The following is a 22,227-nucleotide window of genomic DNA, read 5'->3' on the forward strand; positions in this document are numbered from 1 at the left end:
CCTAGTATGAAAAAGTTTATTGTAATCGTTTTGGTAATGCTGTCTGCATTGACCATTCAGGCACAGGACAGTGCCGCTTCAGATTATGTGCAAATTAGCCCTGAGCCGTTGACTATTGCGGTAGGTAAAACAACAAACCTTATTTACCCTTTTGCCATCAAAAGTGTTGACCGTGGCAGCAGGGATATATTGGTGCAAAAAGCGAAAGGCCTGGAAAACATCCTTCAGGTAAAAGCAGGGAGGGAATGTTTTGAAGCCACAAACCTTACCGTAATTACCACTGACGGGAAATTGTATTCGTATAACGTTGGATATAATGAGGCAACCAATCAACTTAACCTTGATTATACCGGAGGCAGGGTAAGTGCAACAGAAGAATATAATGAGGCACTGTCAAAAGAGCTGAGCGCAACTGTAGCATCATTGGAACGGAACATCTACAGGATAAAGGATAATAAGGGAGGTATAAAGTTATTTGTAGAGGGGCTGTATGTACATGGAAACCTTTTTTTCTTTAAGGTTAGGATTAAAAATAAGACCAATATTAATTACGATATCAGCCAGTTGCGGTTGTTTATTAGAGACCAGAAAAAAGCAAAACGAACGGCATCGCAGGAAAATGAAATTAAGCAATTGTATATACATAACCCTGTAACCATGATTAAGGGTTTGGAGGAACAGACTATTGTGATTACCGTACCAAAGTTCACGATTCCGGATAAAAAAGAGATGATTTTACAGCTTATGGAAAAAAATGGCGGGCGGCACCTCGAAGTCACAGTAAAAAATAAAACGATAGTCAAGTCTACGTCAATACCGTGATATAATCTTATAACATTTGAGTATGAAAATTCGGGCAAGCGATTATAAGGAAATTTTGGATTATCTGTTAAAGCAACGATGGGAAGGAAATGAATTCGTAGCTTTTTTAGATGATTCGGTTGCAGTAAGCAAAGAAGATATGCAGTGTTTTGGAGACGATTACCAAGCGGCTGAGTTCTGCCATGAGCTGTCTACGGACTACGATACATACAGCTTCATGGGTATACGTTCGGTGTACCGCAGTATGAGCGAAGCCTTACAGGATCCATCCCTGCGTGTAGAGAAAGACGGGCTGGTCGATATCTCAACAATGGTTACTGCCATGTACCAAAGAATGGATGAAAAAATATTAGTTAACAATCAAAATAATAAAGTCATGAATGAGAAGAATTTTGAGTACCTGAATGACCGTGTTAAAACGACCGGCTTCGGTAACAATTTAGAGAACGATCTGAAAGAAAATATGCAAAAGCAGGCGGACAAATTCAGCCTTACTTTCAAGGATGAGTACGGTAAAGATAAAGTGGAGGCTACCCTCAACTTTAAAAAATCCCAATCAGGGGATATGTATTTCTTTAACTCTTACGATGTGAAGGTCCAAAGGGAGAAAGCAGAAAATGCCATGCAGCAGACCTTTTATATCAACGATAAAGGTACTATTAATATTACGGAGGCCTATAACCTGATGAGTGGCCGATCTATTAATAAGGAACTTGAAACTAAGTTTGGTGAAAGCTACAATGCGTGGATTAAGCTCGACTTCAAGCAGACCGACGATAATGGCAACCACAAACAGGTGCAGTTTGGCGAAAAATACGGCTATGACCTTGAAGCGGAGCTTAAGAAATATCCGATAAAAGGTATTGAAATTGAGCAATATAGAAGTGAGCTTTTGGATTCGCTTAAGAAAGGTAATGCGCCGGAGGTGACCTTCATAAAGGATGGGGCTGAGACCAAGCAGCATCTTGAAGCCAATCCTCAGTATAAGAACATAAGCGTGTATGACGAAGATATGCGCCGCGTGAGTGTCAGGCAGTCCCAAGGTGAAAAGCAGTCTGAAGGAAAGGAGCAGTCTTCAAAACAGGAGACGACAAAAGGGCAGGCTGCTGAGGAGGGTGCCGGGGCACAGAAGGATAAACCAAAACGCGGACAGCACATTTGACCGAGCCATGAAGCCTTCAGATTTGCTTTATGACTTTTGGGAAGCTATCACAAAAGATCCCCGTATAACAATGCGCCATATTGGTTTGTATGGCGCACTGTTATGCATAAGGAAAAAGATGGGTGCTGTCAACCCGTTATGTCTCTACAGCTATCAGGTCATGGAAGCTGCAAAGTTACTTACGCAATGCTCTTATCACCAGTACATCAAGCAACTCCATGATTATGGATATGTTCGTTACGAGCCTTCATTTAAAAAGAACCAACCTAGCAAAATCTATTTTCTACCCTTCGAAGGTTCATGACTGTTTAACGATTAAAGTGATTAATTATGAATGAGATGATAACAAAAGAAGACTTGAGGCAGTTTGGCTTATTGTTAATGAATAATTTCCGTGAAGCCATCCAGGATATAAAAACGGTAAGTAATGAGACCACGCAGGCGGAATGGCTCAAAAGCAGAGTTGTACGCAAATTATTGGATATATCCCCAGCTTCACTTCAAAACCTGCGTATAACCGGGAAGATCCGCTTTAAAAAAGTACTGGGTTCCTATTACTACAATAAATCAGATATTGAAAAATTGTTTAACGATGATAAAGGAGCCCATGGAAACAAATGATTTTAAAAGGATATTAGAAGCCCTAATAACGGACACCTCAATTAATGTATGGCATATTGCCCTGCTATCTGCAATAATAACCATAGGATTGCGACAAGGTACCAAGCAGGCCATCAAAGTTAGCAGAAGTAAACTGATGGCTATCTCACATATCAAAACGCTACCAACCTACCATAAATATTTCAAAGAATTACAAGCAATGGGTTATGTGACCTACAGGCCATCCTACCACCCGAAGTCAAAAAGTGAAATCGATATAAAGGCAATCTAACCAAGGTTGCCTTTTGTGTTTACTGCATACATCAATTGCGATATTACGTTCTACGTCAATATACTACTATTATATGGTATTTAAAAGTTTATCCCAAGGCATGTAAATCCGAGAACCTTTGGCAAAGTATCAGTAAGCAATTAATAAAAAAACAGAACCGGGAGAATGAAATCTCATTTCCCGGTTTTACAGTGCTTAGGTGCTTGCTTGCCTGTTGTTATTTCAATGCAGGGACCACTAATTAACGATGATCTTAAAGCTTCTTCGCAAAGTGCCTGCTTCAAGGGTCACCATATAAAAACCTTTCGCCATATTTAATTTACCAGTTGAGTAGGTGTAAAGTTTCCCTCCCTGTACCGTTTCGGTAACGATGTTTTTACCCGTTATATCGGTTATTGAAAGCCTGATGTCGTTCTCGCTTACAGGGGTAAGGTCTACAGTGAACACGTCTGTAACCGGTACCGGATATACTTTTATTGACGCTCCTACCGCTTCCGTGTCCAAGGAATGATCACCTGGCATGATTCTCATTCCTGACGGTGCACTTTGCACAGGGATTCGAATGTTATCAAGGTTGATGTGTCCAAAGCCACCAGTGGCATTATCGACTGCTTTAATGTAACATAACGAACCTACATAGGAAGCTGCGTTGATTGTTTGCGTCACGTATGCTTCGTTTGCAGTAGTCGCAGTACCTTTTAGAAGTACAGCATCGTCTGATACACGGCAAAGTGCTATGTAAAGATTGTTTATATCATTACCGCCACCTATCATATACGATATCTGCCCATCACCGCCCAATGTAAAATTTTGGCTTTTCATTGCGCCAATGGCAGTATCACCGGTGGTTTTAAAGCCCCAGAAATGGTACGTGCCCTGTTTGTTAAAAGGGCCACCCCAACCCCAGTTCACATCATTGCATACATTTCCAGCAACAAACTCTGTCCCGGATAATGTGGTCCATCCGGTCAGGTCACCCGTTTCAAAATCCAGGACCAGATATTGCGGGCCAGCAACCGTTACTACGCAGGAAGCTGTCTTACTGCCATCCTGAGTTGTAACAGTTATTGTTGCTGTACCTGCTGCTACGGCTGTGATTACTCCGGTACTGCTAATCGTGGCTATCGCTGTATTTGATGAAGTCCAGGTTTTATTCTGGTTGGTTGCATTTGCAGGAGCAACGGTGGCTAAAAGTGTTTCGGTGTTCGATACAGTTAGTGTCGTTGAAGTTTTATTTAAGGTGACTCCTGTAACTGAAACTGGTGCTGATGAGGCTACAGGAATTTTTATATCGTCAAGATTAATGTGCCCAAATCCACCTGTACTATTATCCACTACTTTTATGAAGCAGTTTGTACCAATATATGCGGATGCATCAATGGTTTTTACAGTGTAAGCTTCATCGTTGCTGCCGGTTTCCTTAGCAAGCACCGTTCCTGAACTATTACAAAGGGCGATATACAGGTTGTTAATATCATTTCCACCCCCGATTTTAAAGGTAATTATACCATTTCCACCCAAGGTAAAATTAGCAGTTGTCCTCATTTCCCCTATGGCAGTGTCACCTGTACTTTTATATCCCCAAAAATGCCACGTGCCCTGCTGGTTAAATGGGCCGCCCCATCCCCAATTAAGATCCTGTGCTACGTTCGCAGCGGTAAATGCAGTACCTGATGTTACCGTCCAGCCGTTAAGGTTAGCAGATTCAAAATCGTAGGTTACATAAGATTGCGCATTAACTGTCACTGTACAACCTGCTGTTTTCGAGCCATCCTGTGTCGTAACTGTTATTATTGCCGTTCCGGGGCTGATTGCTGTGACTAAACCATTAGTATTGACCGTGGCAATAGCCGCGTTACTTGAGGTCCAAGCCACATTCTGGTTTGAGGCATTTATCGGACTAACGGTCGCCGTTAGCTGTTCTGTTGCTCCTGCAGGTATTGTCGTGGTCGTTTTATTTAAAGCTACTGAGGTAACAGGGACCGTAACGTTTTGGGTGCCGGTACTGTAGGTAACTACTGAGGTAAATGTAGTTGTGCCGCCATTTGAATATAATTGTATGCCTTTACTATCTGTTTTACTCGGATATATTCTTGCCGAAAATGCTGCCTTCTCATTAATAAAAACGTCGATTATCGAGTTATCGATAAAAACATGAAATGTCTGGGGTTTCCCAAAAGCTGCTTCACTATAAGGTTGTGAGATCAGTACTTTATCTTCAACATTTCCGGACAGGCTTGAAGAGGATTTATCCAGAATAATATTTTTGTTAACGGCATCATAGTAAAGCCTCGTAACTTCAGCCCCATCATTGGATCGCCGTATATTCAGTCCATAGGAACTGGCTGTGGTAGCAGCGTTTACCGTTGCAATTATTTCCGTTTTAGCACCGTCTGCTACCGTTACAGCAGTGGTGGAACTTACACTAACATTTGTTAATGTCTGTTGGCTACCGGGAACCCTTAAGTTTACGGTTTGCGGAGCCGGGGCCTGGCCCAGGGTCTGATTGTCGGCTAATAAACTGTACACCCTTGGAAGGCTGAACACGTGGCACCAGCCCGCATCTTTTTGTGCCTGTGAACTGCGGCGCTCATCGACAATACCAATACCTGTTAGAATGGAACTCGCATTTCTTGCTACAGTAGGTGATAAATGCCCGGGAATAAGGTCAAGCATCTTGGGTTGATTGTAGTCCGGTGTAAACTGGCCGCCTGTATAAGTTCCAATCCAATAAACGCCCCTTGTATATTTTGGGCCGTACTTAGCAACGGAACCACCAATCGGGTTTACGATCAATATATACTTTCCATTGCCTAAGGATTCAAAAACAGGCATTTCCCAAATTACTGAACCGATATCCATGCTGCTGTAGGGAACGGTGCAAAAATTTGGCTTATGCGTCCACGTAATAAGGTTGGTAGATGTGTAGCAATCCAATCCGCCACTGCCCGACACGGCTGCACCAATGAGCATAACCCATGTTGCACCGTCCTTGAAGAGGTACGGATCACGAAAATCGTCTACAAACTGTTTGTCTATTACAGGTGTGGTTTTCACCCAGTTCTTTAAATCAGCATCAGTACTCGTTGCATGGCCAATGCCCGGATTGTATGGGCCAGTATGGTTGACAGCAGTGTAAAAAGCGTGTGCTGTACCGTTGTCCATCACCACATCGCCGGACCAAATGCCTTTCATATCATAGCCGTTGGTGGCTGATAAGTTCAGTTCCGGCCAAAGGGCGTCTTTTGTATTGTTCCAGTTTATAAAGTCGGTACTTGTCATGTGCCCCCAGTGCATGAGCGTCTTAAAAGGCCCATTCGGCGTGCGTTGATAAAAGAGGTGGTAGGTGCCATTTTTTTCAACCATTCCATGAGGTTCGTTAGTCCAGTTTGCCGGCGGCATAGCGTGGTATGTCGGCCTCTGAAGATCACCCGAGAATCGGACTGGGGAGACCGCTATGGCCTGTTCTCCTGTCGTTGTAATTGTAGCACTGCCGGAGTTGTAGTCATTAGTGATTGCAGCATCAGTTAAGGCAGTTGTATATATTTTCGTTTCATCAAACGCTGCATTCATAGCATTAAGCAAAAAAATATTATCAAATTTGTCATTATTGCTCTTGCCGATTATCAAGGGCGTATTAGCAGCGTTTATTGTTCCATTAACCTGTATCGTAGCAGTTGCAACTACAGCGCCATTCTGATACAACTTAATAGTACCGGCTGGCCCGTTCACAGTTACGGCTAAGTGTGTCCAGGCATAGAGCGGCAATTTGCCGGGAGCCTGGCATACATATTTGGCGCCGTTGATTGTAATGGTAAAATTCCATACGCCAAATGCATTAACAAATAAAGCCATTCCGTTGTTGCCATCGGTCTGGCTCACAATTGCCGAAGGGGTCAAATTCGAATACGGTACCTCGGCATCAGCAGGGAAGCTTTCAAGTACTACCCACGTCTCAAATGTCATAGCGTTAGTAAGCCCCAGATTTTTTGTCGTTTGTATCCACGTGGAAAAACCATCCGTTCGTAAAGCATTACCCGTGACTCCTGTCACGCGTTCTGGCTTACCGAATTGATTTGTAACAGCAAGGTTTGTATTTGATACCTCTTCATGTACGGTAGTCGTAGCATTGGCTTCATTATACTTTAGATAGAAAACCGGACTTTGCGCGTAAAGCTGACTTAGGAACAAATACGCTAAGAGTAGAGTAATTTTTTTCATTTCATTTAAATTTAATATTAGTAATTGGATGTAATTAGTAATTATGCAGTATTAATCTAATCCTTTTGGCACCATGCAATCCTGATCCGTGACAGGCGTTATGGCATTTGGATTCAATACGAAACCAGGCCAGTAATTAGATAAAACCTATGTAGATAAACTTATGAGAGCTTAATTGTTTGATAAATCTACCCAAACCATACATCACAATAATTCAATATTGATACATTGACGTAAAAATCACAACAAGAACTAAAACGTTATAGTTAGAAGGCCATGACAACCAATTGATTTTTTACGAGAAGTAACATAATTGAAATGCCGGAGGGATAACTTTAAAAATGTAACCAACAAAATTGCGGAAGTAAAGCATATGATTTAATTAAAGCCTTTGCATACCAAAATTATGATGACTTTTAACGAATAAGAATTTAGCAGTTACTGATTTTGAAAAGATTGGGATACGGAAATCATCTCTGAGATTATCTTATTCATTTTAAGGGATTTCAATTGTCAGCCCTAGTTTCAAGGCCGATTTTGTGGCACTTTTTCAAGATGAAAAAAAGTGCCACAAAATCGGTGCATATATATATATTTATAGATACGTAAAGGACCTTTTAAAATTAAATCCCCAAATAATTGAGGATTTACAATTAGAGAAGAGGGTTCGAAACTCTTCAATGAGTGCAAAATATGACATTTTAAGATCATTACAGATTGTTTTTGTAAATAGTATGGAAAGTCATCTAAGAAATTATCTTACTCAGTTTAAAGGATTTTAATTGTCACCTTAATTGTAAGTTAGATTTTGTGGCACTTTTTAATATAGAAAAAAGTGCCACAAAATTGGTTCTATAATATGTTTTACAGGCGATTACAGCACTTTTTGAAAAAGTAAATCCTCAAATAAATTGAGGATTTACAATTAGAAAAGAGGGTTCGAAACTCTTTAGTAAGCACTAAAATATGACATTTTACAATCATTATAGGTTATCCACTTTAAAAAGTTAAGAATAAACTTTTGTATATCTATCACATTAGCTTAACTCCTTGCTGCAAGCTGAAGCTTTAAGGACTCGATTTCGCTTCGCAATTCGGTAACAATACTACTTTCGTCCGATCTTGCTGTTTTATCACTTATTGTAAATTTCTTTTCTAATACGTCCATTTCCCTACCTATGGCCATCTGTTCAGTAATAGCGTATTCTTCAGTTTGTTTCACCGAGCTGTGCCCCAGCATTTCTTTAACAACATGGATTGGGACACCGTTTGCAAGGGTCACTGTGCTACCAAAAGTCCGGCGAGCTTTGTGCGTATTGAGGTTGCAGGTTATACCGCACAACGCTGCAATTTCTTTTAAATACTCATTCATCTTTTGATTTGAAGCCACTGGCAATATTGTTCCTCGCATTTGGCATGTTGGATCATCCTTATAAAGGTCTATAATTTTTATTGCCTGGGGCAGCAATGGGACATGAAACGGGCTATCCGTTTTCTGTCGCGTCTTAATAATCCACAACTTCCCGTCAATACCGTTTTTTATATCAGAACGCTTAAGATTAAAAACATCTACGTATGCAAGGCCTGTGTAACACTGAAAGATGAAAACATCACGTATAACGCTTAATCTCCTTGTAGAGAAACTATAATTTTCCAGTGCATTGAGTTCCTCAAGATTGAGCGGGCTTTTAACCACCTTCGTTCTTTTTCCCCTAAAGCTTCCGAAGGGATCTTTTTGAAGGATATCTTTGTTTATAGCCCGTAATACCATCTTGCGCACGTACGTGATATGCTTCAAGGTTGTATTATTGTTACAATGCTTAACAGTCTTTAGGTAAAACTCATAGTCCTTTATGAACTCGTAATTGAGATCCCTAAATTCTATATCAGACGCATGATATTTAAATTCAATAAAATCCTTTACGTGGCCTTTAGCTATAACGAAACGGGTATGAGTTCCAATGGCATACTGGCCTGTATCTACTAATGCCCTCATTTCATCATTATGACGTTGAAACTCATCTAATAGCTTGGCTCTGGAAACATCTTTGCCCAGTATAAAATCAATTATACGCTGGGCTGTGATGGTATAGGAATTTAATATAAGTTCCGCTTTGAATTGTACGATTTTATTAGTGACAGAGTCAAGATAAAAATTGATCGCTTTGGCATCTTCTTTATTCCCTGTCGCTCTTCCGGCTTGTTGATCCCACCGTCTCACATCCCATTTCTGCTTGGTTGAGGTTTCCTTCGCAATTCCGTCTACGGTAATTCTTAAATAAATTAATCTCTGGCTTGTCACCTTCTTAGGTGACTTTAGAAAAAAGGTAAGCCTAAAACTGTTTTCTAACATAATTCAACATTTTAATTAATATAAAGTTCGAATTATAGTATCATAAAATCAAGTCGTTAACCAGCTTAACAGGTTAATAAACAACAGGTTAATTTCGTTGTAGCGGTAAAAGTGTGGCACTTTTTTTTTAAAAGTTGCAGTGCCACACTACTGCCACAATAATTATGAGCTTTTTTAAAAATTTTGCGAAACAGCTAAAACCTAAAAAGCCTGTAAAACCATTGATTTTAAAGGTTTTACAGGCTTTTGAAATAAGTTCGCTATTGTGCTAAATAGCTAAAAGTGACCACGATGGGATTCGAACCCATACGCCTTGCGGCACCACCCCCTCAAGATGGCAAGTCTACCAGTTTCTCCACGTGGCCAATTAGGTATGTATACAAAAAAAGTTAAGCTGTATTTGCTTAACTTTTTTATTGTGACCCGGCTGGGATTCGAACCCAGGACCCCATCATTAAAAGTGATGTGCTCTACCGGCTGAGCTACCGAGTCTTAGCATTAAAAGAATGATTTGTAAGGTATTTGTGACCCGGCTGGGATTCGAACCCAGGACCCCATCATTAAAAGTGATGTGCTCTACCGGCTGAGCTACCGAGTCATTAAAATCATTCCCTCAATGCGGGTGCAAATATACGCATGTATTTTTTATAATTCAAAGCAATTTTAGCCTAAATTTGACTTTTTTTTAATCTTTACATTCAACGCCTTAGTTTATAGGGTCTTATTATATGAAAAAAATAATCCTCTGCGGCTATATGGCCTCCGGAAAGTCTACAATAGCACGTTTGTTGTCTCAAAGTGCCCAAATTCCATACCTTGATCTTGACGAAGTTATTGAAAAAGAGACCCAAAAAACCGTTGCCGACATTTTTGCACAGGATGGCGAAATAAAATTTCGAAAGCTCGAGCACAATGCCCTTAAAGGTTTGATAGCCGTCGATGAGCCTTTTGTCCTGGCTTTGGGCGGTGGCACGCCCTGCTATGCCAATAATCATTTACTAATGCAGGATGAAGGTGTGGTGTCTGTTTACCTCAAAACCAGCATAGATGAAATAGTATCACGCCTGCAGGGGCAAACATCTGCCAGGCCACTGGTTGCAAATCTTAACACCGAAGAGTTGCACGAGTTTGTAGCCAAGCACCTGTTTGACCGTAGCTGGTTTTATCATCAGGCAAAACATATTGTGAGCACCGATGGCAAAACTCCCGAAATGGTGGTTAACGAAATTATGAGCCTTTTTTAATTAAGGCTTGCGTGAGGATCTTCTCCGTCTAAAACCACTTCAATATGCTCTTTCATTGAGGTAGAGAGCGATACGCCTTTAAAATCAGCTTTAACAGGATATTGCTTGTGGTTGCGGTCTACCAGCACTGCTGTTTTAAACTTTTTAAGAGGTACGTTTAAAAAATGCTTTACGCCATATATAAGAGTGGTGCCACTGTTCAGTACATCGTCTACCAATACAAGAGCTTTGTTAGCATACTCATCGGGCGTTAACGATGTGGTTACAGGCTCCAAAGGCTGTTCTTTATTTATAATAACTTCACAAAGTATAACTTTCAGGTCGCTGATGTGTTCCAGCTCGGCCGCTATCATTTTTGTAAATACATAACCATTGCTGGCAATACCTGCAAGTACCACTTCGGCCTCATCAGGAAAAGTTTCATATATCTGGTAAGCAATACGCCTTGTTTTATATTCTATTGCCTGTTTGGTAAGTATAATATTTTTCATTCTGTTTCTGTAGTTCTGTACGGTTTAGTGGTTATGCTTCGTCTTCATTAGAATCTAAATCATCATCAAAATCAAGACCATATTCGTCAAGGTCACGACGGTCTTTTTTAGTAGGCCTTCCTGTGCCCTGAGCCCTGTAATGATCTTTACTTAGTCTTAAAAGTTCAAGGTGTGCAAAGGCTTCCTGCGGGGTTTCATCTTTGCGGTACATGTCTACCAGCTTTGGCCCAACGCGGTTCTGCGGTACATCAAGTACTGTGAGTTCATATTTTATCTGGTCGCGGCGCACCGTTATTTTATCTGTGGCAAAAACCTCCCTGCTGGGTTTTGCGGTTTGCCCATTTACGGTTACATGCCCTTTTTGTATGGCCTGTGTGGCAATGCTGCGGGTTTTGTAGTAACGAACACACCACAAATATTTGTCAATCCTCATACTAAATCTTAAAAATAGCTGTTATAGCTCTACAAAAATACAGGAAAATTGTATCTTGCACCCCATTAAAAAAATTAAAATGAATCAATTTTTAAAGGCGTTTTGCCTTATTGGCCTTATAACTTTTTTTGCATCGTGCAAAAAGGACGATGATGTTGCTATTACACCGCCACGCGATTATGCTGTGCAGTATGCATCTGAGAAAGACAGTATAGAAAAATACCTTAAAAACCATTACATGGACGTAGATCCGGTTACTTTTGATGTAACGTTCGATTCTATACGTTCTACAGGGCCTCAGGTTTCTATTTGGGATCAAACCGAATATCCTTTAAGAAACAAAGTAGTTACACTTAATGAGGTAGAATATACTATTTATTACCTGAGCTTTCGCGAGGGTGTGGGCAAAGCACCTACAAGGGGAGACAATGTTTTGGTAAATTATAAAGGTACATTGCTTGACGATACACAATTTGAGCTGCAGCCTTTTCCGCAAACATCATCTTCGCTATATGGCACTATAGAAGGGTGGCAGGAAATAATACCTCTATTTAAAGACGGGGTGTATGTAGATGAGCCAAACAGCCCTAATCCTCCACAGTATCAGGATTATGGAGCAGGGGTAATGTTCCTTCCTTCAGATTTTGCATATTATAACACTGCAACCGGAGACATTCCGGCATATTCTCCGCTTGTTTTCAGCTTTAAATTATATAGTGTTACCTATACCGACCTTGATGAAGACGGTATTTTAAATAAAGATGAAACGGAGCCGGGTATTGATATTGCCGACTATGATACTGATGGTGACGATATACCAAATTATCTTGACAGTGATGACGATGGCGATGGGTACACTACTAAGTATGAATTGGAAAAACTAAACCCTAACGATCCTTCATCGCCGGGTGTTCCGGTACCTTTTGTGCCTGCACAATACTATAGTTTTGACGATGCGGCATTGTTGCCATGTTCTTCGAGCGGACTTAAACCTTATTTAGATCCTACCTGTCATCCAAGCAGGCCATAATAAACAAGATCCCAACTTTAAACAGTTGGGATTTTTTGTTTTTAGCGCGTTTTAAAATCCCAGTTTTTCTTTAAGGAGCAAATTGTGAAGTGTCTAAAAATACTAAATTTAAAGTTCAGGAATGTTTATAAAACTTTGAATTGGCCGCCTACCCTTTATCAATAATTTTGCATAAAATTTTTTAAGAAGCCCGTTTAAAACCAACAGTAAACACACTTCCGCGACCTATTTCGCTTTCTAAGTTTATGTACCCGCCCATTGCTGTTATAAATTCTTTACTTATGCTCAGGCCAAGACCGGTACCTTCTTTATCTGTGCCCGGCACACGAAAGTATTTTTCAAATACCTTGTCCTGATGTTCAGGAGCTATTCCTATGCCATGGTCCGATACGGATATGTTTACATGTGTTTTAGTTATGTGGGCATTAATTTCGACCGTAGCATTTTCATAAGAATAACGTATGGCGTTAGAAATAAGGTTAGAAATTATCCATTGCGCTTTTTCCCCATCGGCAATAATTTCGGGCAGGTCGTTGGTACTGTTGTTTATTATGAGGATCTCTTTTTTCCTTGCCACTTTATTATTGGTTTCTACAGCGTTTTTAATTAGCTCATTAACATCTGCACTTTCAATTTTAAACTGGGATTTTCCAGTTTCTACCTGAGTTATGTTTAAAAGCTCGCTTGTGGTTCTCAGTAGTCTTTCGGCGTCATCCTTCAGGCTTTCCACAAGTTCCTGCTGTTCTGTATTAAGTGTTCCTGTTTGTGCATTTTGTAACAGTTGGAGGCTCATTTTCATAGAAGCAATAGGAGTTTTAAACTCATGAGACACGGTGGCTATAAAACTGGTCTTTGCATTGTCAAGTTCTTTATATGCAGTTATGTTGCGCAATATTAAAAAGGTACCAATTTGTTTCTTATCACTTTCTCCGGTAGGTACAATACTTATAGGTACCATGAGCTGCTCAAAATGACTCTCTTTATTATTGAAATATATTTTTAAGGTTTCGTTGCTACTCTTACCATGACCTAACATTTTTTGAAGCAATGTTCTCAGCAAGTCGTTGCGCAGGGCAAGTTCTTCAGCTTTTTTACCAATAATTGTTTCGGTGGTCAATCCTGTAATCTGTAAAGCCTCATCGTTAATAAAAAGTATGCGGTTCTTTTCGTCAAGGCCTATAACAGGGTCGCTAAGGCTGTTAATAAGGGTTTCAATACGCTGCTTTTCCATCATCAGTTGTGCCAGGTTGCTGCTGCTGTATTCCTGTAGCTTTTCTGCCATGGTGTTAAACGATTTTGCCAGTGTAGCAAACTCATCCTGACCTTTGTAGTGCAGTCGTTGCGAATAGTTTTTAGCGGCAATCTGCCGTATGCTCTCTGTAAGTGCTTTTATAGGGTTGGCAATATAACCGGGTAGGTTTACAATAAGCGTAAAACCTATAATTAAACAAAATGCACTGGTAAAAGACAGCCACATTATAGAGCGTTTGGCAGTACCATCGGCAGTGGCGCTCTTTCTTTTAATGGCATCCATGTTAAGCTTCATGATACTGTTTAGGTCACCACGAATTTTTATCAGTGTATTTTCAGTAGGTTGCTTTGCAAAGGCAGTAAAATCTTCACGCAGGTCTGTAGTAAGTTCCTGTTCGCCAATCTCTGTAATATTACTAAGCTGAAGGTTTAAATATTCTTTAAACTTAAGGGTATCGGTTTTTATGCCGTCTTCATCAAGTATCTTGTACATATTGCGCGAATAATCGAGCGATTTGTAATTAGCGGCTAAAATATTTGCCGTATCCTGTTCTAACACCCTTACCTGTCGTATAGCTAGCGATGCCAATGCCACAATGAGCAGAAACAAAATGCCAAGCGAGAGTGTAAGTTTAGCTTTAATTTTCATAGCTATGATAATATAATAAGGTCGGTTTCGCTGGATGACAGTTTGTTGAGCAGCGAATTAAAAATATTGGTAGACAATATTACTTTAAATAATGTTAAGTGCGGCTTCCCAATGCAAATTGTTGTTGCCCTGCGTTCTTCGGCCTGCTGTATTATTGCCGATGCGACACTTTTGTGCTGTACTTTAATTATTTCTGCGCCAAGCTGTGTGGCCAGTTTAAAGTTGTTTATTAAATGACGCTGCTTGTCGAGAGCTATCCTGTCGGGGCTTTCGTGTGGTAGCTCTACATACAGCAAATACCACTTGCTGTGGTAGTAATTGGCGAGGCGTGCCGTTTTACGTATAACAGTTTTGGCTGTCTTGTGGTTACTGCTAATGCATGCCAAAAACCTTTCGTGCCTCATGTTGCCCGTTCCGGTAATTTCGGTCTCTACCTTGCGCTCTACCTGGCTGGCAACTTCTTTCAGGGCAAGTTCGCGTAACTGGAGTATGTGTTCGGGTTTAAAAAAATTGGCAAGTGCACTCGGAATCTTATCAGGCGTGTAAATCTTTCCTTCTCTAAGGCGTGTAATAAGTTCTTCGGCAGTAAGGTCTATGTTTACTACTTCATCGGCGGCTTTAAGAACGCTATCGGGTATGCGTTCCTTAACTTCAATCCGCGTAATTTCTTTAATATCGTCGTTAAGGCTTTCTATATGCTGAATGTTTACTGCGCTGATAACGTTAATGCCGGCATCTATAATATCCATTACATCCTGCCAGCGTTTTTCATTCTTGCTTCCCTCAATGTTGGTGTGGGCAAGTTCATCTACAATAACTACTTCCGGGCGCAGGGTAATAATAGCCTGCACATCCATTTCTTCAAGATATTTTCCCTTATAAAAAATAGACCGCTTAGGTATAACCGGGAGTCCGTCGAGCAAATCATGGGTTTCCTTTCGATTATGGGTTTCTATAAAGCCAATTTTTACATCAATGCCGTTACGCAAGAGCGTGTGTGCTTCCTGCAGCATACGAAAAGTTTTGCCTACACCAGCACTCATGCCGATGTAGACTTTAAACTTGCCTTTCCGCGACTTTTGTATCAGGTCGAGAAAGTGCTTTACATTATTTTCTTTTTCACTGTCCATTAAAGTCTGAAGTTTACAGCAAGTGTAACTCTGTTCGCTGTTTGTATCAAATCTGGCCTCCAGCCGTCAGTAGGAGTGTCTACCCATCCGTCAGGGCTTGTAGTACCGCCACGTCCGGCAAAATAGGGTATGTTGCTGTGTCTGTAGCCATATTCTAACCTAAAGGTCATAAAGTCGTTTGGCATTACGTCAAATGTAGCCGTAGCCTGGAACATTTTCAGGTCTTTGCCTTCAGCTAAAGCATCATTGAAAGCATTATTTGCCACAGGCGATGGCGAAAAAGCAAGGTATGCCCCCGGATTGGTTATAAAATCGCCACGCAGTGTTAAGGCAAGCTTGTTTTTGTTAAACCATATACGGTTAGCCAGCGATGAGCCAAACATGTAATTATCAGACGCCTCTAAACCGCCACCCGACTGAAAGCCGTAGTGTGTGTTAAGGCTGAATGCTGCCTGAGATATGCCTTTACTTTCTTTGTTTTTAAAGTAACGTCCCACAATACTGTTGTCATGATGATAGCGTCTTGCATCTTTATTGTTTCGGGTATCCTGTCCGTTAAAATAAAAGTTGGCTACAAGCTGTAAGTTTTCGTTTGGGCGGTAATAGCTCGAAGAGCCGAGCCCAAGCCCCTGGTTCCAGCCGTTGTAAGTTTGCCACCCGTTCATAATCCATAGCTCCTGCTTGAATTTTGCCGACGGGAAGAACTGCGCCCTTGCTCCCTGAAAGTAAAACGGTGTAAAATCGCATACAAGGCTGCGCTGATAGTTCCAGTTTTCGTTTAAAACGTAGCTTTCAAGGCCAATGTAGCTCATAAAAATACCCATCTCTACATTCAGGCCATGCATAACATCAAAGTGGTAACCTGCTGCAGCCTCTCTTATGTACTTAAGGTTGTTAAGGCTGCTGTTCCTGCCGTGGTTTAAAGTGCCGTCAAGATCCTGAACTATAGAGGCCATTTGGCCATATTGCAGCCACAGCCTGCCTATAATATTCTTGTAGTTACTCTCTATACCAATGCTTGCCATATTTATGGTAAACTCATTACTGCGCCCTATGGCAGATGATATGGTGTTTGTATTGTCTATAGGCCTTTTAAAATCATAGTTGTAGTAGGCATCTACATAGGCAACGCCTGTAATTATGGTTTGCCCTTCTTTATCTTTTAACTGAAGCGGAAAATCCGTCTGGCGGTTTTGCCCGTTTATCCAGCTAAGGTCCATTCCTTCAAATGGTGCTTTTTTTTGAGTTATAGAATCATTTTGTGCATACACGCCTGCAAGGGTACTTAAACATAGAGCAAGCGTACTTACGGTTTTTTTCATTGTGAGAAATATTAATTTAATTGTTTAGTGAGTTTTAAGTGAATTGAAATAATCAGTCTTGGTGAGAATATTCTAAAACTTCACACCGTATTATTTGCTTTTGAATATCAATTAGTTAATCTAGTTTGTCTCGCAAAGGCGCAGAGGCGCAAAGATGTATGCTGATCAGCACCTCTCGGAGGCGACTGTAAGTCGCAAATCTTTGCGACTTACAGTCGCTTGGAAATACAATTCATTTCCTGCTTTGCGTCTCTGCGCCTTTGCGAGACAATAAAAAACAGTAAATCAGATTTACTTATAGCTTATCAAGGGCAAGGTTAAGCTTCAGGACATTGATCTTTGTAGTTCCCAAAGTTCCTAAAAGCGGTTCTTCGGTATTTTCTTCAATAAGCTTTAAAAGTTGTTGTTCATTAAGCTTGCGTGCAGCAGCCACACGTTTTACCTGAACTTTTGCGCCTTCTATAGAAATATTAGGGTCTAATCCGCTACCACTTGCGGTAACAAGGTCGCTCGGGATTTCGCTGGCTTTAATGCCGGGGTTTTGTAAAAGGAATGTGTCTATCCTGTGTTGTACAAGTTCAAGGTACTCAGGGTTAGAAGGGCCTTTGTTACTGCCTCCTGATCCGGCTGCGTTATAATCTACAGCGCTGGGGCGGGGCCAAAAATATTCCGGCTTTGTAAAGCCCTGTGCAACGTTTATATGGTATTTTTTACCATCCTGTTCTACCACCACACCTTTGCCTTGGTTAGGTGCAAGCTGTGCTATACCCAAAATAGCCATGGTATAGATGCCTGAAAAGAAGACCGCGCAAAATAGCGTAAGCCTGATGGCGGGCATTATATTCTGTTTCATTTTAAATTATTTTTATGAGTTCATTCAGTTTTTCCATTTCGGGCGAAACGCAGTGGAGTCGAGAAATCTGATATTCTTAGCAGCATGTAAATCGCCTAAAGAGATTAGAGATTCCTCCATTCCGCTGCGCTCCAGTCGGAATGGAAAAATTTTAAACTGTTCTTATTACTACTGATTCTTTTTGACTTTAAGACATTATGACTTTCGACTTTAAGACTTATTTAAAAGAATACACTTACCAGCATATCAATTACCTTAATGCCAATAAACGGAACTATTACACCGCCAAGCCCGTAAATAAAAAGGTTGCGCCTTAACAGTGCCGATGCGCCTATGGGTTTATAGGCCACACCCTTTAGTGCAAGCGGAATAAGGAATGGTATAACAATGGCGTTAAATATTACTGCCGAAAGTATGGCGCTCTCAGGGCTGTGCAGTTGCATAATGTTAAGCCCTTGTAAGGCTGGTATTGCCGTTATAAACAACGCAGGGATAATGGCAAAATATTTAGCCACGTCGTTAGCAATACTAAAGGTGGTTAGTGTACCGCGTGTCATTAGCAACTGCTTGCCAATTTCTACAATTTCAATAAGTTTGGTAGGGTCGTTGTCAAGGTCAACCATATTACCGGCTTCTTTTGCGGCCTGCGTACCACTGTTCATAGCCACGCCCACATCGGCCTGGGCAAGGGCGGGGGCATCATTGGTACCGTCACCCATCATTGCAACGAGTTTACCCTGCTGCTGCTCGGCCTTTATGTAATTCATTTTATCTTCAGGTTTGGCTTCGGCAATAAAGTCATCCACCCCGGCTTTTTCTGCAATAAACTTAGCGGTCAGAGGGTTGTCGCCCGTAACCATTACGGTTTTAACCCCCATTTTGCGCAGGCGTTCAAAACGCTCGGCTATTCCGGTTTTAATAATATCCTGAAGCTCTACAACACCAAGCACTTTTTCGTTTTTGCTAACCACAAGCGGTGTTCCTCCATTGCCCGAAACTTCTTTCACCTTTTCGGCAACCGCTTCAGGAAATACATTACCTGCTTTTTCCACAAGGTTTTTAATGGCATCATAAGCCCCTTTTCGAATGCGCACATCGGCAAAGTCGATACCTGAACTGCGTGTTTCGGCAGTGAACTTAATAAAACGCGGACTTGGAATATCAAAGCTTTTAGGGTCTTTACCTGCCAATTCAATTATCGATTTACCTTCGGGAGTTTCATCGGCAATAGAGCTAAGCACGGCGGCCTGAATAAAATCATTGCCCTCTATACCCGGCGCAAGGTGAAAATGTGTTGCCTTACGGTTACCTATGGTTATGGTACCTGTTTTATCCAGCAGCAGTACATCTATATCTCCGGCAGTTTCTACTGCCTTACCTGATTTGGTTATTACGTTGGCACGCAAGGCCCTGTCCATTCCCGCTATACCAATGGCCGATAGCAAACCCCCAATGGTTGTAGGTATTAAACACACAAACAGCGATATGAACGATGCTATGGTAATACTGATGTTAGCATATTCGGCAAACGGTTGTAATGCCGTACATACAATAATAAATACCAGTGTAAAACCTGCAAGCAATATGGTAAGCGCAATTTCGTTAGGCGTTTTCTGGCGGCTTGCACCTTCTACAAGGGCAATCATTTTATCAAGGAAGCTTTCGCCTGCATTGGTACTTACCTGTACTTTAATTTTATCTGAAAGTACTTTTGTACCACCGGTTACCGAGCTTTTATCGCCACCTGCTTCGCGAATTACGGGGGCACTCTCTCCGGTAATGGCACTTTCGTCTATAGTGGCAAGGCCTTCAATAATCTCACCATCGGTAGGGATAATGTCGCCCGGTTCACAAATAAAGATGTCGCCTTTTTTAAGGGTTGATGACGGTACTATCTGTATCTCGTCTTTATAAATTTCGCCAACAAGCTCTATCTTTTTAGCCGGGGTTTCTTCGCGGGTTTTGCGCAGGCTGTCGGCCTGCGCCTTGCCGCGTGCTTCTGCAATAGCTTCTGCAAAATTGGCAAACAGCAGTGTGAATAACAGGATGAGAAAAATTGTGAAGTTATATGCAAAGCTGCCCTGGCTGGTTTCGCCCATAAGTATCCAGATGCATACGCAGGCCATAATGGCGGTGCCTATCTCTACGGTAAACATTACCGGATTTTTTATGAGCGATGAAGGGTTAAGCTTTACAAAAGATTGTTTTAATGCCTGTTTTACAAGGTCTGCCTGAAACAGGGATGCATTTTGACTTTTCATTTATTTAAGATGTTATTGTAATGAAAAATATTCGGCGATTGGCCCAAGCGTCAGGGCTGGGAAGAACGACAGTGCAGCAACTATAAATATTACCGCAAAAATCATAAACCCAAATGTCGAAGTATCGGTTTTTAGTGTACCCGAGCTTTCCGGTACATATTTTTTACCGGCAAGTATTCCTGCAATGGCTACAGGGCCAATAATAGGCAGGTAGCGTGCCAGGAGCATTACAACTCCTGTGGCAAGATTCCAAAAAGGGGTATTGTCGCCTAAGCCCTCAAAACCGCTACCGTTATTGGCGCTTGATGAGGTAAATTCATACAGCATTTCGCTAAAACCATGGTAGCCGGGGTTGGCCAGCCAACTGGCATAAGCTTCGGGGTTGCCTGCATACAGGTGTGATGCCAATGCCGTTCCTGCTAATATTAAAAATGGGTGAAGCAATGCTATTGCCATAGCTATCTTCATTTCTTTTGCCTCGATTTTTTTACCTAAAAACTCCGGTGTACGTCCCACCATTAGCCCGCTAATGAATACTGCCAGGATAATAAAGATGTAAAAGTTAAGGAAACCAACGCCCACACCGCCATAAAAGCAGTTCACCATCATGCCCAGCAGGGTTGTCATACCACTTAGGGGTGTAAAGCTGTCGTGCATGGCGTTAACCGATCCGTTACTGGTACAGGTGGTATAAATACCCCAATTTGCTGATGCCGCCGATCCAAAACGCACCTCTTTACCCTCCATGCTGCCCATGGTTTGGGCAATGCCCATTTTATCTATAGCAGGGTTACCACCCATTTCGGCAATTATGGTGGGAATAAGCAGTATAAGGAAACCTGCTGTCATTACCCCATAAATGGTCCAGGCCAGTTTTTTTCTCCTCAATACATAACCCATGGCAAACACCATTGCAATAGGTATCAGTATTATGCTTACTGTTTCTACAATATTAGTAAGGTAGTTAGGGTTTTCCATGGGGTTGGCACTGTTTGGCCCATAAAAACCACCACCATTTGTACCCAACTGTTTTATAGCAACAAAAGCAGCTACAGGGCCACGGCTAACCTGCTGCTCTTTACCTTCAAGGGTTGTAATGGTGTCTTTGCCCTCAAACGTCATTGGTGTGCCGTTAAATACCAGTATAACAGCCACTATAACCGACAGCGGAAGCAAAATCCTTGTGCATGAGCGCACAAAATAGCTGTAAAAGTTACCAAAGTTTGTTGCCGTTTTCTCTTTCATGGCATTAAACACCATGGCACAAATGGCTATGCCACAGCCTGCACTTATAAATTGCCACAACATCAGGGTGAGCTGACCCAAGTATGAAAGACCAGTCTCACCACTGTAATGCTGCAGGTTGGTGTTGGTTATAAAGCTTACAGTTGTGTTAAAGGCAAGGTCTCCGCTCATAGACGGATTTCCGTCAGGGTTTAGCGGTAGCCACTCCATATTCGTAAGCACCAGCATAGAGATAATGAACCAGAAAAGGTTAATGGTAAGCAGCGCTCCAAGATGCTGTTTCCATGTCATTTCCTTATTCGGGTTAATGCCGCCTATTTTAAAAAAGAGTTTGTCGAGTGGGTTAAACACCTTGTCGATCCGGGTGTTTTCATACTTAAATATTTTGCTTATGTATCGGCCAAGGGGTATCGCTAAAAGCAGTACCAGACCATACATTACAATTATGCCTAAAATTTCGCTGTTCATTGATTAGAATTTTTCCGGTTTTATAAGTACGTAGCACATGTATGCAAATACTATAAGGGCTACAATAAATAGTGCTGTCATTATTTTTAGATTGAAAGATTTGAAAATTGAAAGATTTAAACACCTGAGGCATTTACCTGTGCTACATATTCTTTTTTAAGCGTTGGCGGAAACAGTTTAGATACTGTACAATTGTGCAGTTCCATAAAGGTTGAAACCGAGTTTACATAAATGTTGCCTATGGCATTTCTGGTTTCGTTACTGCCTGTGGTAAAAAGCAGTTCGGCAACATCGAGGCATTTTTTTGCCCTCAGTATATGACCGCTTTTTATACATCTTTTGGTAATCTCTGCAAACTGTGTAGCCTGCGTGGCGGCAGTTTTAAAATGTTTTCTCATTT

18 protein-coding genes and 3 tRNA genes are annotated in these 22,227 nt (G+C 41.3%); 6 read left to right on the top strand and 15 right to left on the bottom strand.

What is annotated here, in order from left to right:
• The first annotated feature begins 6 nt into the window (after nt 1–6).
• From traN to GR160_RS10915, 4 genes are all read left to right on the top strand, one after another.
• Nucleotides 7–822: a conjugative transposon protein TraN gene (gene traN, locus GR160_RS10900; RefSeq protein ID WP_160749900.1), complete on the top strand. Its 816-nt coding sequence runs from the start codon at nt 7–9 to the stop codon at nt 820–822.
• Nucleotides 823–844: 22 nt separating this feature from the next.
• Entirely contained in the window at nt 845–1,984 is a 1,140-nt protein-coding gene (locus tag GR160_RS10905) for a hypothetical protein (RefSeq protein ID WP_160749901.1), read from the top strand.
• A 330-nt stretch (nt 1,985–2,314) separates the two neighbouring features.
• Entirely contained in the window at nt 2,315–2,605 is a 291-nt protein-coding gene (locus GR160_RS10910; protein ID WP_160749902.1) for a helix-turn-helix domain-containing protein, read from the top strand.
• Nucleotides 2,592–2,876 carry a hypothetical protein gene (locus GR160_RS10915; RefSeq protein WP_160749903.1) on the top strand — a complete coding sequence of 95 codons (285 nt, stop codon included), beginning with the start codon at nt 2,592–2,594 and terminating at the stop codon, nt 2,874–2,876. Before GR160_RS10910 ends, GR160_RS10915 begins: the two co-directional genes overlap by 14 nt.
• 237 nt (nt 2,877–3,113) lie before the next feature.
• Here GR160_RS10915 and GR160_RS10920 read toward each other — a convergent pair whose 3' ends face one another.
• The 5 genes from GR160_RS10920 to GR160_RS10940 form a co-directional block, all read right to left on the bottom strand.
• The gene (locus GR160_RS10920) at nt 3,114–7,097 is read right to left on the bottom strand and encodes an Ig-like domain-containing protein (protein ID WP_160749904.1); all 3,984 of its coding nucleotides are present in this window, start codon (nt 7,095–7,097) and stop codon (nt 3,114–3,116) included.
• 1,042 nt (nt 7,098–8,139) lie between these two features.
• The gene (locus tag GR160_RS10925; RefSeq protein WP_160749905.1) at nt 8,140–9,450 is read right to left on the bottom strand and encodes a site-specific integrase; all 1,311 of its coding nucleotides are present in this window, start codon (nt 9,448–9,450) and stop codon (nt 8,140–8,142) included.
• Nucleotides 9,451–9,733: 283 nt separating this feature from the next.
• A tRNA-Leu gene (locus GR160_RS10930) sits at nt 9,734–9,815 on the bottom strand.
• Nucleotides 9,816–9,869: 54 nt separating this feature from the next.
• Nucleotides 9,870–9,942 (bottom strand) — tRNA-Lys (locus GR160_RS10935).
• 33 nt (nt 9,943–9,975) lie between these two features.
• Nucleotides 9,976–10,048: transfer RNA gene (locus tag GR160_RS10940), tRNA-Lys, on the bottom strand.
• 130 nt (nt 10,049–10,178) lie between these two features.
• Between GR160_RS10940 and GR160_RS10945 the strand changes: the two genes are divergently transcribed.
• Complete coding sequence (locus GR160_RS10945; protein WP_160749906.1) at nt 10,179–10,694, top strand: shikimate kinase; 516 nt, start codon at nt 10,179–10,181, stop codon at nt 10,692–10,694.
• Here GR160_RS10945 and GR160_RS10950 read toward each other — a convergent pair.
• Nucleotides 10,691–11,185: a phosphoribosyltransferase family protein gene (locus tag GR160_RS10950; protein WP_160749907.1), complete on the bottom strand. Its 495-nt coding sequence runs from the start codon at nt 11,183–11,185 to the stop codon at nt 10,691–10,693. The two genes, GR160_RS10945 and GR160_RS10950, sit on opposite strands and share 4 nt — an antisense overlap.
• 31 nt (nt 11,186–11,216) lie before the next feature.
• The gene (locus GR160_RS10955) at nt 11,217–11,618 is read right to left on the bottom strand and encodes an RNA-binding S4 domain-containing protein (RefSeq protein WP_160749908.1); all 402 of its coding nucleotides are present in this window, start codon (nt 11,616–11,618) and stop codon (nt 11,217–11,219) included.
• Nucleotides 11,619–11,697: 79 nt separating this feature from the next.
• Between GR160_RS10955 and GR160_RS19320 the strand changes: the two genes are divergently transcribed.
• The gene (locus GR160_RS19320; protein WP_202390774.1) at nt 11,698–12,648 is read left to right on the top strand and encodes an FKBP-type peptidyl-prolyl cis-trans isomerase; all 951 of its coding nucleotides are present in this window, start codon (nt 11,698–11,700) and stop codon (nt 12,646–12,648) included.
• A 181-nt stretch (nt 12,649–12,829) separates the two neighbouring features.
• Here GR160_RS19320 and GR160_RS10960 read toward each other — a convergent pair whose 3' ends face one another.
• From GR160_RS10960 to GR160_RS10995, 8 genes are all read right to left on the bottom strand, one after another.
• Nucleotides 12,830–14,548, bottom strand: coding sequence for an ATP-binding protein (locus GR160_RS10960; RefSeq protein WP_160749909.1), 1,719 nt, complete (start codon nt 14,546–14,548; stop codon nt 12,830–12,832).
• 2 nt (nt 14,549–14,550) lie between these two features.
• Nucleotides 14,551–15,678, bottom strand: a complete 1,128-nt coding sequence (locus GR160_RS10965; RefSeq protein ID WP_160749910.1) for a sensor protein KdpD — start codon at nt 15,676–15,678, stop codon at nt 14,551–14,553.
• On the bottom strand, nt 15,678–17,000 hold the full coding sequence (locus GR160_RS10970) for an outer membrane beta-barrel protein (protein ID WP_160749911.1): 1,323 nt from the start codon (nt 16,998–17,000) through the stop codon (nt 15,678–15,680). Before GR160_RS10970 ends, GR160_RS10965 begins: the two co-directional genes overlap by 1 nt.
• A gap of 295 nt (nt 17,001–17,295) precedes the next feature.
• Nucleotides 17,296–17,853, bottom strand: a complete 558-nt coding sequence (locus tag GR160_RS10975) for a K(+)-transporting ATPase subunit C (RefSeq protein WP_160749912.1) — start codon at nt 17,851–17,853, stop codon at nt 17,296–17,298.
• 221 nt (nt 17,854–18,074) lie between these two features.
• A complete protein-coding gene (gene kdpB, locus GR160_RS10980) occupies nt 18,075–20,114 on the bottom strand; it encodes a potassium-transporting ATPase subunit KdpB (protein ID WP_160749913.1) in 2,040 nt (679 codons plus the stop codon).
• A gap of 12 nt (nt 20,115–20,126) precedes the next feature.
• Nucleotides 20,127–21,827, bottom strand: coding sequence for a potassium-transporting ATPase subunit KdpA (gene kdpA / locus GR160_RS10985; protein WP_160749914.1), 1,701 nt, complete (start codon nt 21,825–21,827; stop codon nt 20,127–20,129).
• A gap of 3 nt (nt 21,828–21,830) precedes the next feature.
• Nucleotides 21,831–21,908, bottom strand: a complete 78-nt coding sequence (locus GR160_RS10990) for a potassium-transporting ATPase subunit F (protein ID WP_202390771.1) — start codon at nt 21,906–21,908, stop codon at nt 21,831–21,833.
• 35 nt (nt 21,909–21,943) lie between these two features.
• A complete protein-coding gene (locus GR160_RS10995) occupies nt 21,944–22,225 on the bottom strand; it encodes a hypothetical protein (protein WP_160749915.1) in 282 nt (93 codons plus the stop codon).
• Nucleotides 22,226–22,227 lie beyond the last annotated feature (2 nt).

Source organism: Flavobacterium sp. Sd200 (assembly GCF_009826935.1).
GTDB lineage: Bacteria > Bacteroidota > Bacteroidia > Flavobacteriales > Flavobacteriaceae > Flavobacterium.

What these genes read in the sequence shown, in the direction of transcription:
- GR160_RS10915 (WP_160749903.1), top strand. Translation starts at nt 2,592, where the DNA reads ATGGAAACAAATGATTTTAAAAGGATATTAGAAGCCCTAATAACGGAC.
- GR160_RS10905 (WP_160749901.1), top strand. Translation starts at nt 845, where the DNA reads ATGAAAATTCGGGCAAGCGATTATAAGGAAATTTTGGATTATCTGTTA.
- GR160_RS10945 (WP_160749906.1), top strand. Translation starts at nt 10,179, where the DNA reads ATGAAAAAAATAATCCTCTGCGGCTATATGGCCTCCGGAAAGTCTACA.
- GR160_RS10920 (WP_160749904.1), bottom strand. Translation starts at nt 7,097, where the DNA reads ATGAAAAAAATTACTCTACTCTTAGCGTATTTGTTCCTAAGTCAGCTT.
- GR160_RS19320 (WP_202390774.1), top strand. Translation starts at nt 11,698, where the DNA reads ATGAATCAATTTTTAAAGGCGTTTTGCCTTATTGGCCTTATAACTTTT.
- kdpB (WP_160749913.1), bottom strand. Translation starts at nt 20,114, where the DNA reads ATGAAAAGTCAAAATGCATCCCTGTTTCAGGCAGACCTTGTAAAACAG.
- GR160_RS10910 (WP_160749902.1), top strand. Translation starts at nt 2,315, where the DNA reads ATGAATGAGATGATAACAAAAGAAGACTTGAGGCAGTTTGGCTTATTG.
- GR160_RS10950 (WP_160749907.1), bottom strand. Translation starts at nt 11,185, where the DNA reads ATGAAAAATATTATACTTACCAAACAGGCAATAGAATATAAAACAAGG.
- GR160_RS10995 (WP_160749915.1), bottom strand. Translation starts at nt 22,225, where the DNA reads ATGAGAAAACATTTTAAAACTGCCGCCACGCAGGCTACACAGTTTGCA.
- GR160_RS10925 (WP_160749905.1), bottom strand. Translation starts at nt 9,450, where the DNA reads ATGTTAGAAAACAGTTTTAGGCTTACCTTTTTTCTAAAGTCACCTAAG.
- GR160_RS10970 (WP_160749911.1), bottom strand. Translation starts at nt 17,000, where the DNA reads ATGAAAAAAACCGTAAGTACGCTTGCTCTATGTTTAAGTACCCTTGCA.
- kdpA (WP_160749914.1), bottom strand. Translation starts at nt 21,827, where the DNA reads ATGAACAGCGAAATTTTAGGCATAATTGTAATGTATGGTCTGGTACTG.
- GR160_RS10990 (WP_202390771.1), bottom strand. Translation starts at nt 21,908, where the DNA reads ATGACAGCACTATTTATTGTAGCCCTTATAGTATTTGCATACATGTGC.
- traN (WP_160749900.1), top strand. Translation starts at nt 7, where the DNA reads ATGAAAAAGTTTATTGTAATCGTTTTGGTAATGCTGTCTGCATTGACC.
- GR160_RS10965 (WP_160749910.1), bottom strand. Translation starts at nt 15,678, where the DNA reads ATGGACAGTGAAAAAGAAAATAATGTAAAGCACTTTCTCGACCTGATA.
- GR160_RS10975 (WP_160749912.1), bottom strand. Translation starts at nt 17,853, where the DNA reads ATGAAACAGAATATAATGCCCGCCATCAGGCTTACGCTATTTTGCGCG.
- GR160_RS10955 (WP_160749908.1), bottom strand. Translation starts at nt 11,618, where the DNA reads ATGAGGATTGACAAATATTTGTGGTGTGTTCGTTACTACAAAACCCGC.
- GR160_RS10960 (WP_160749909.1), bottom strand. Translation starts at nt 14,548, where the DNA reads ATGAAAATTAAAGCTAAACTTACACTCTCGCTTGGCATTTTGTTTCTG.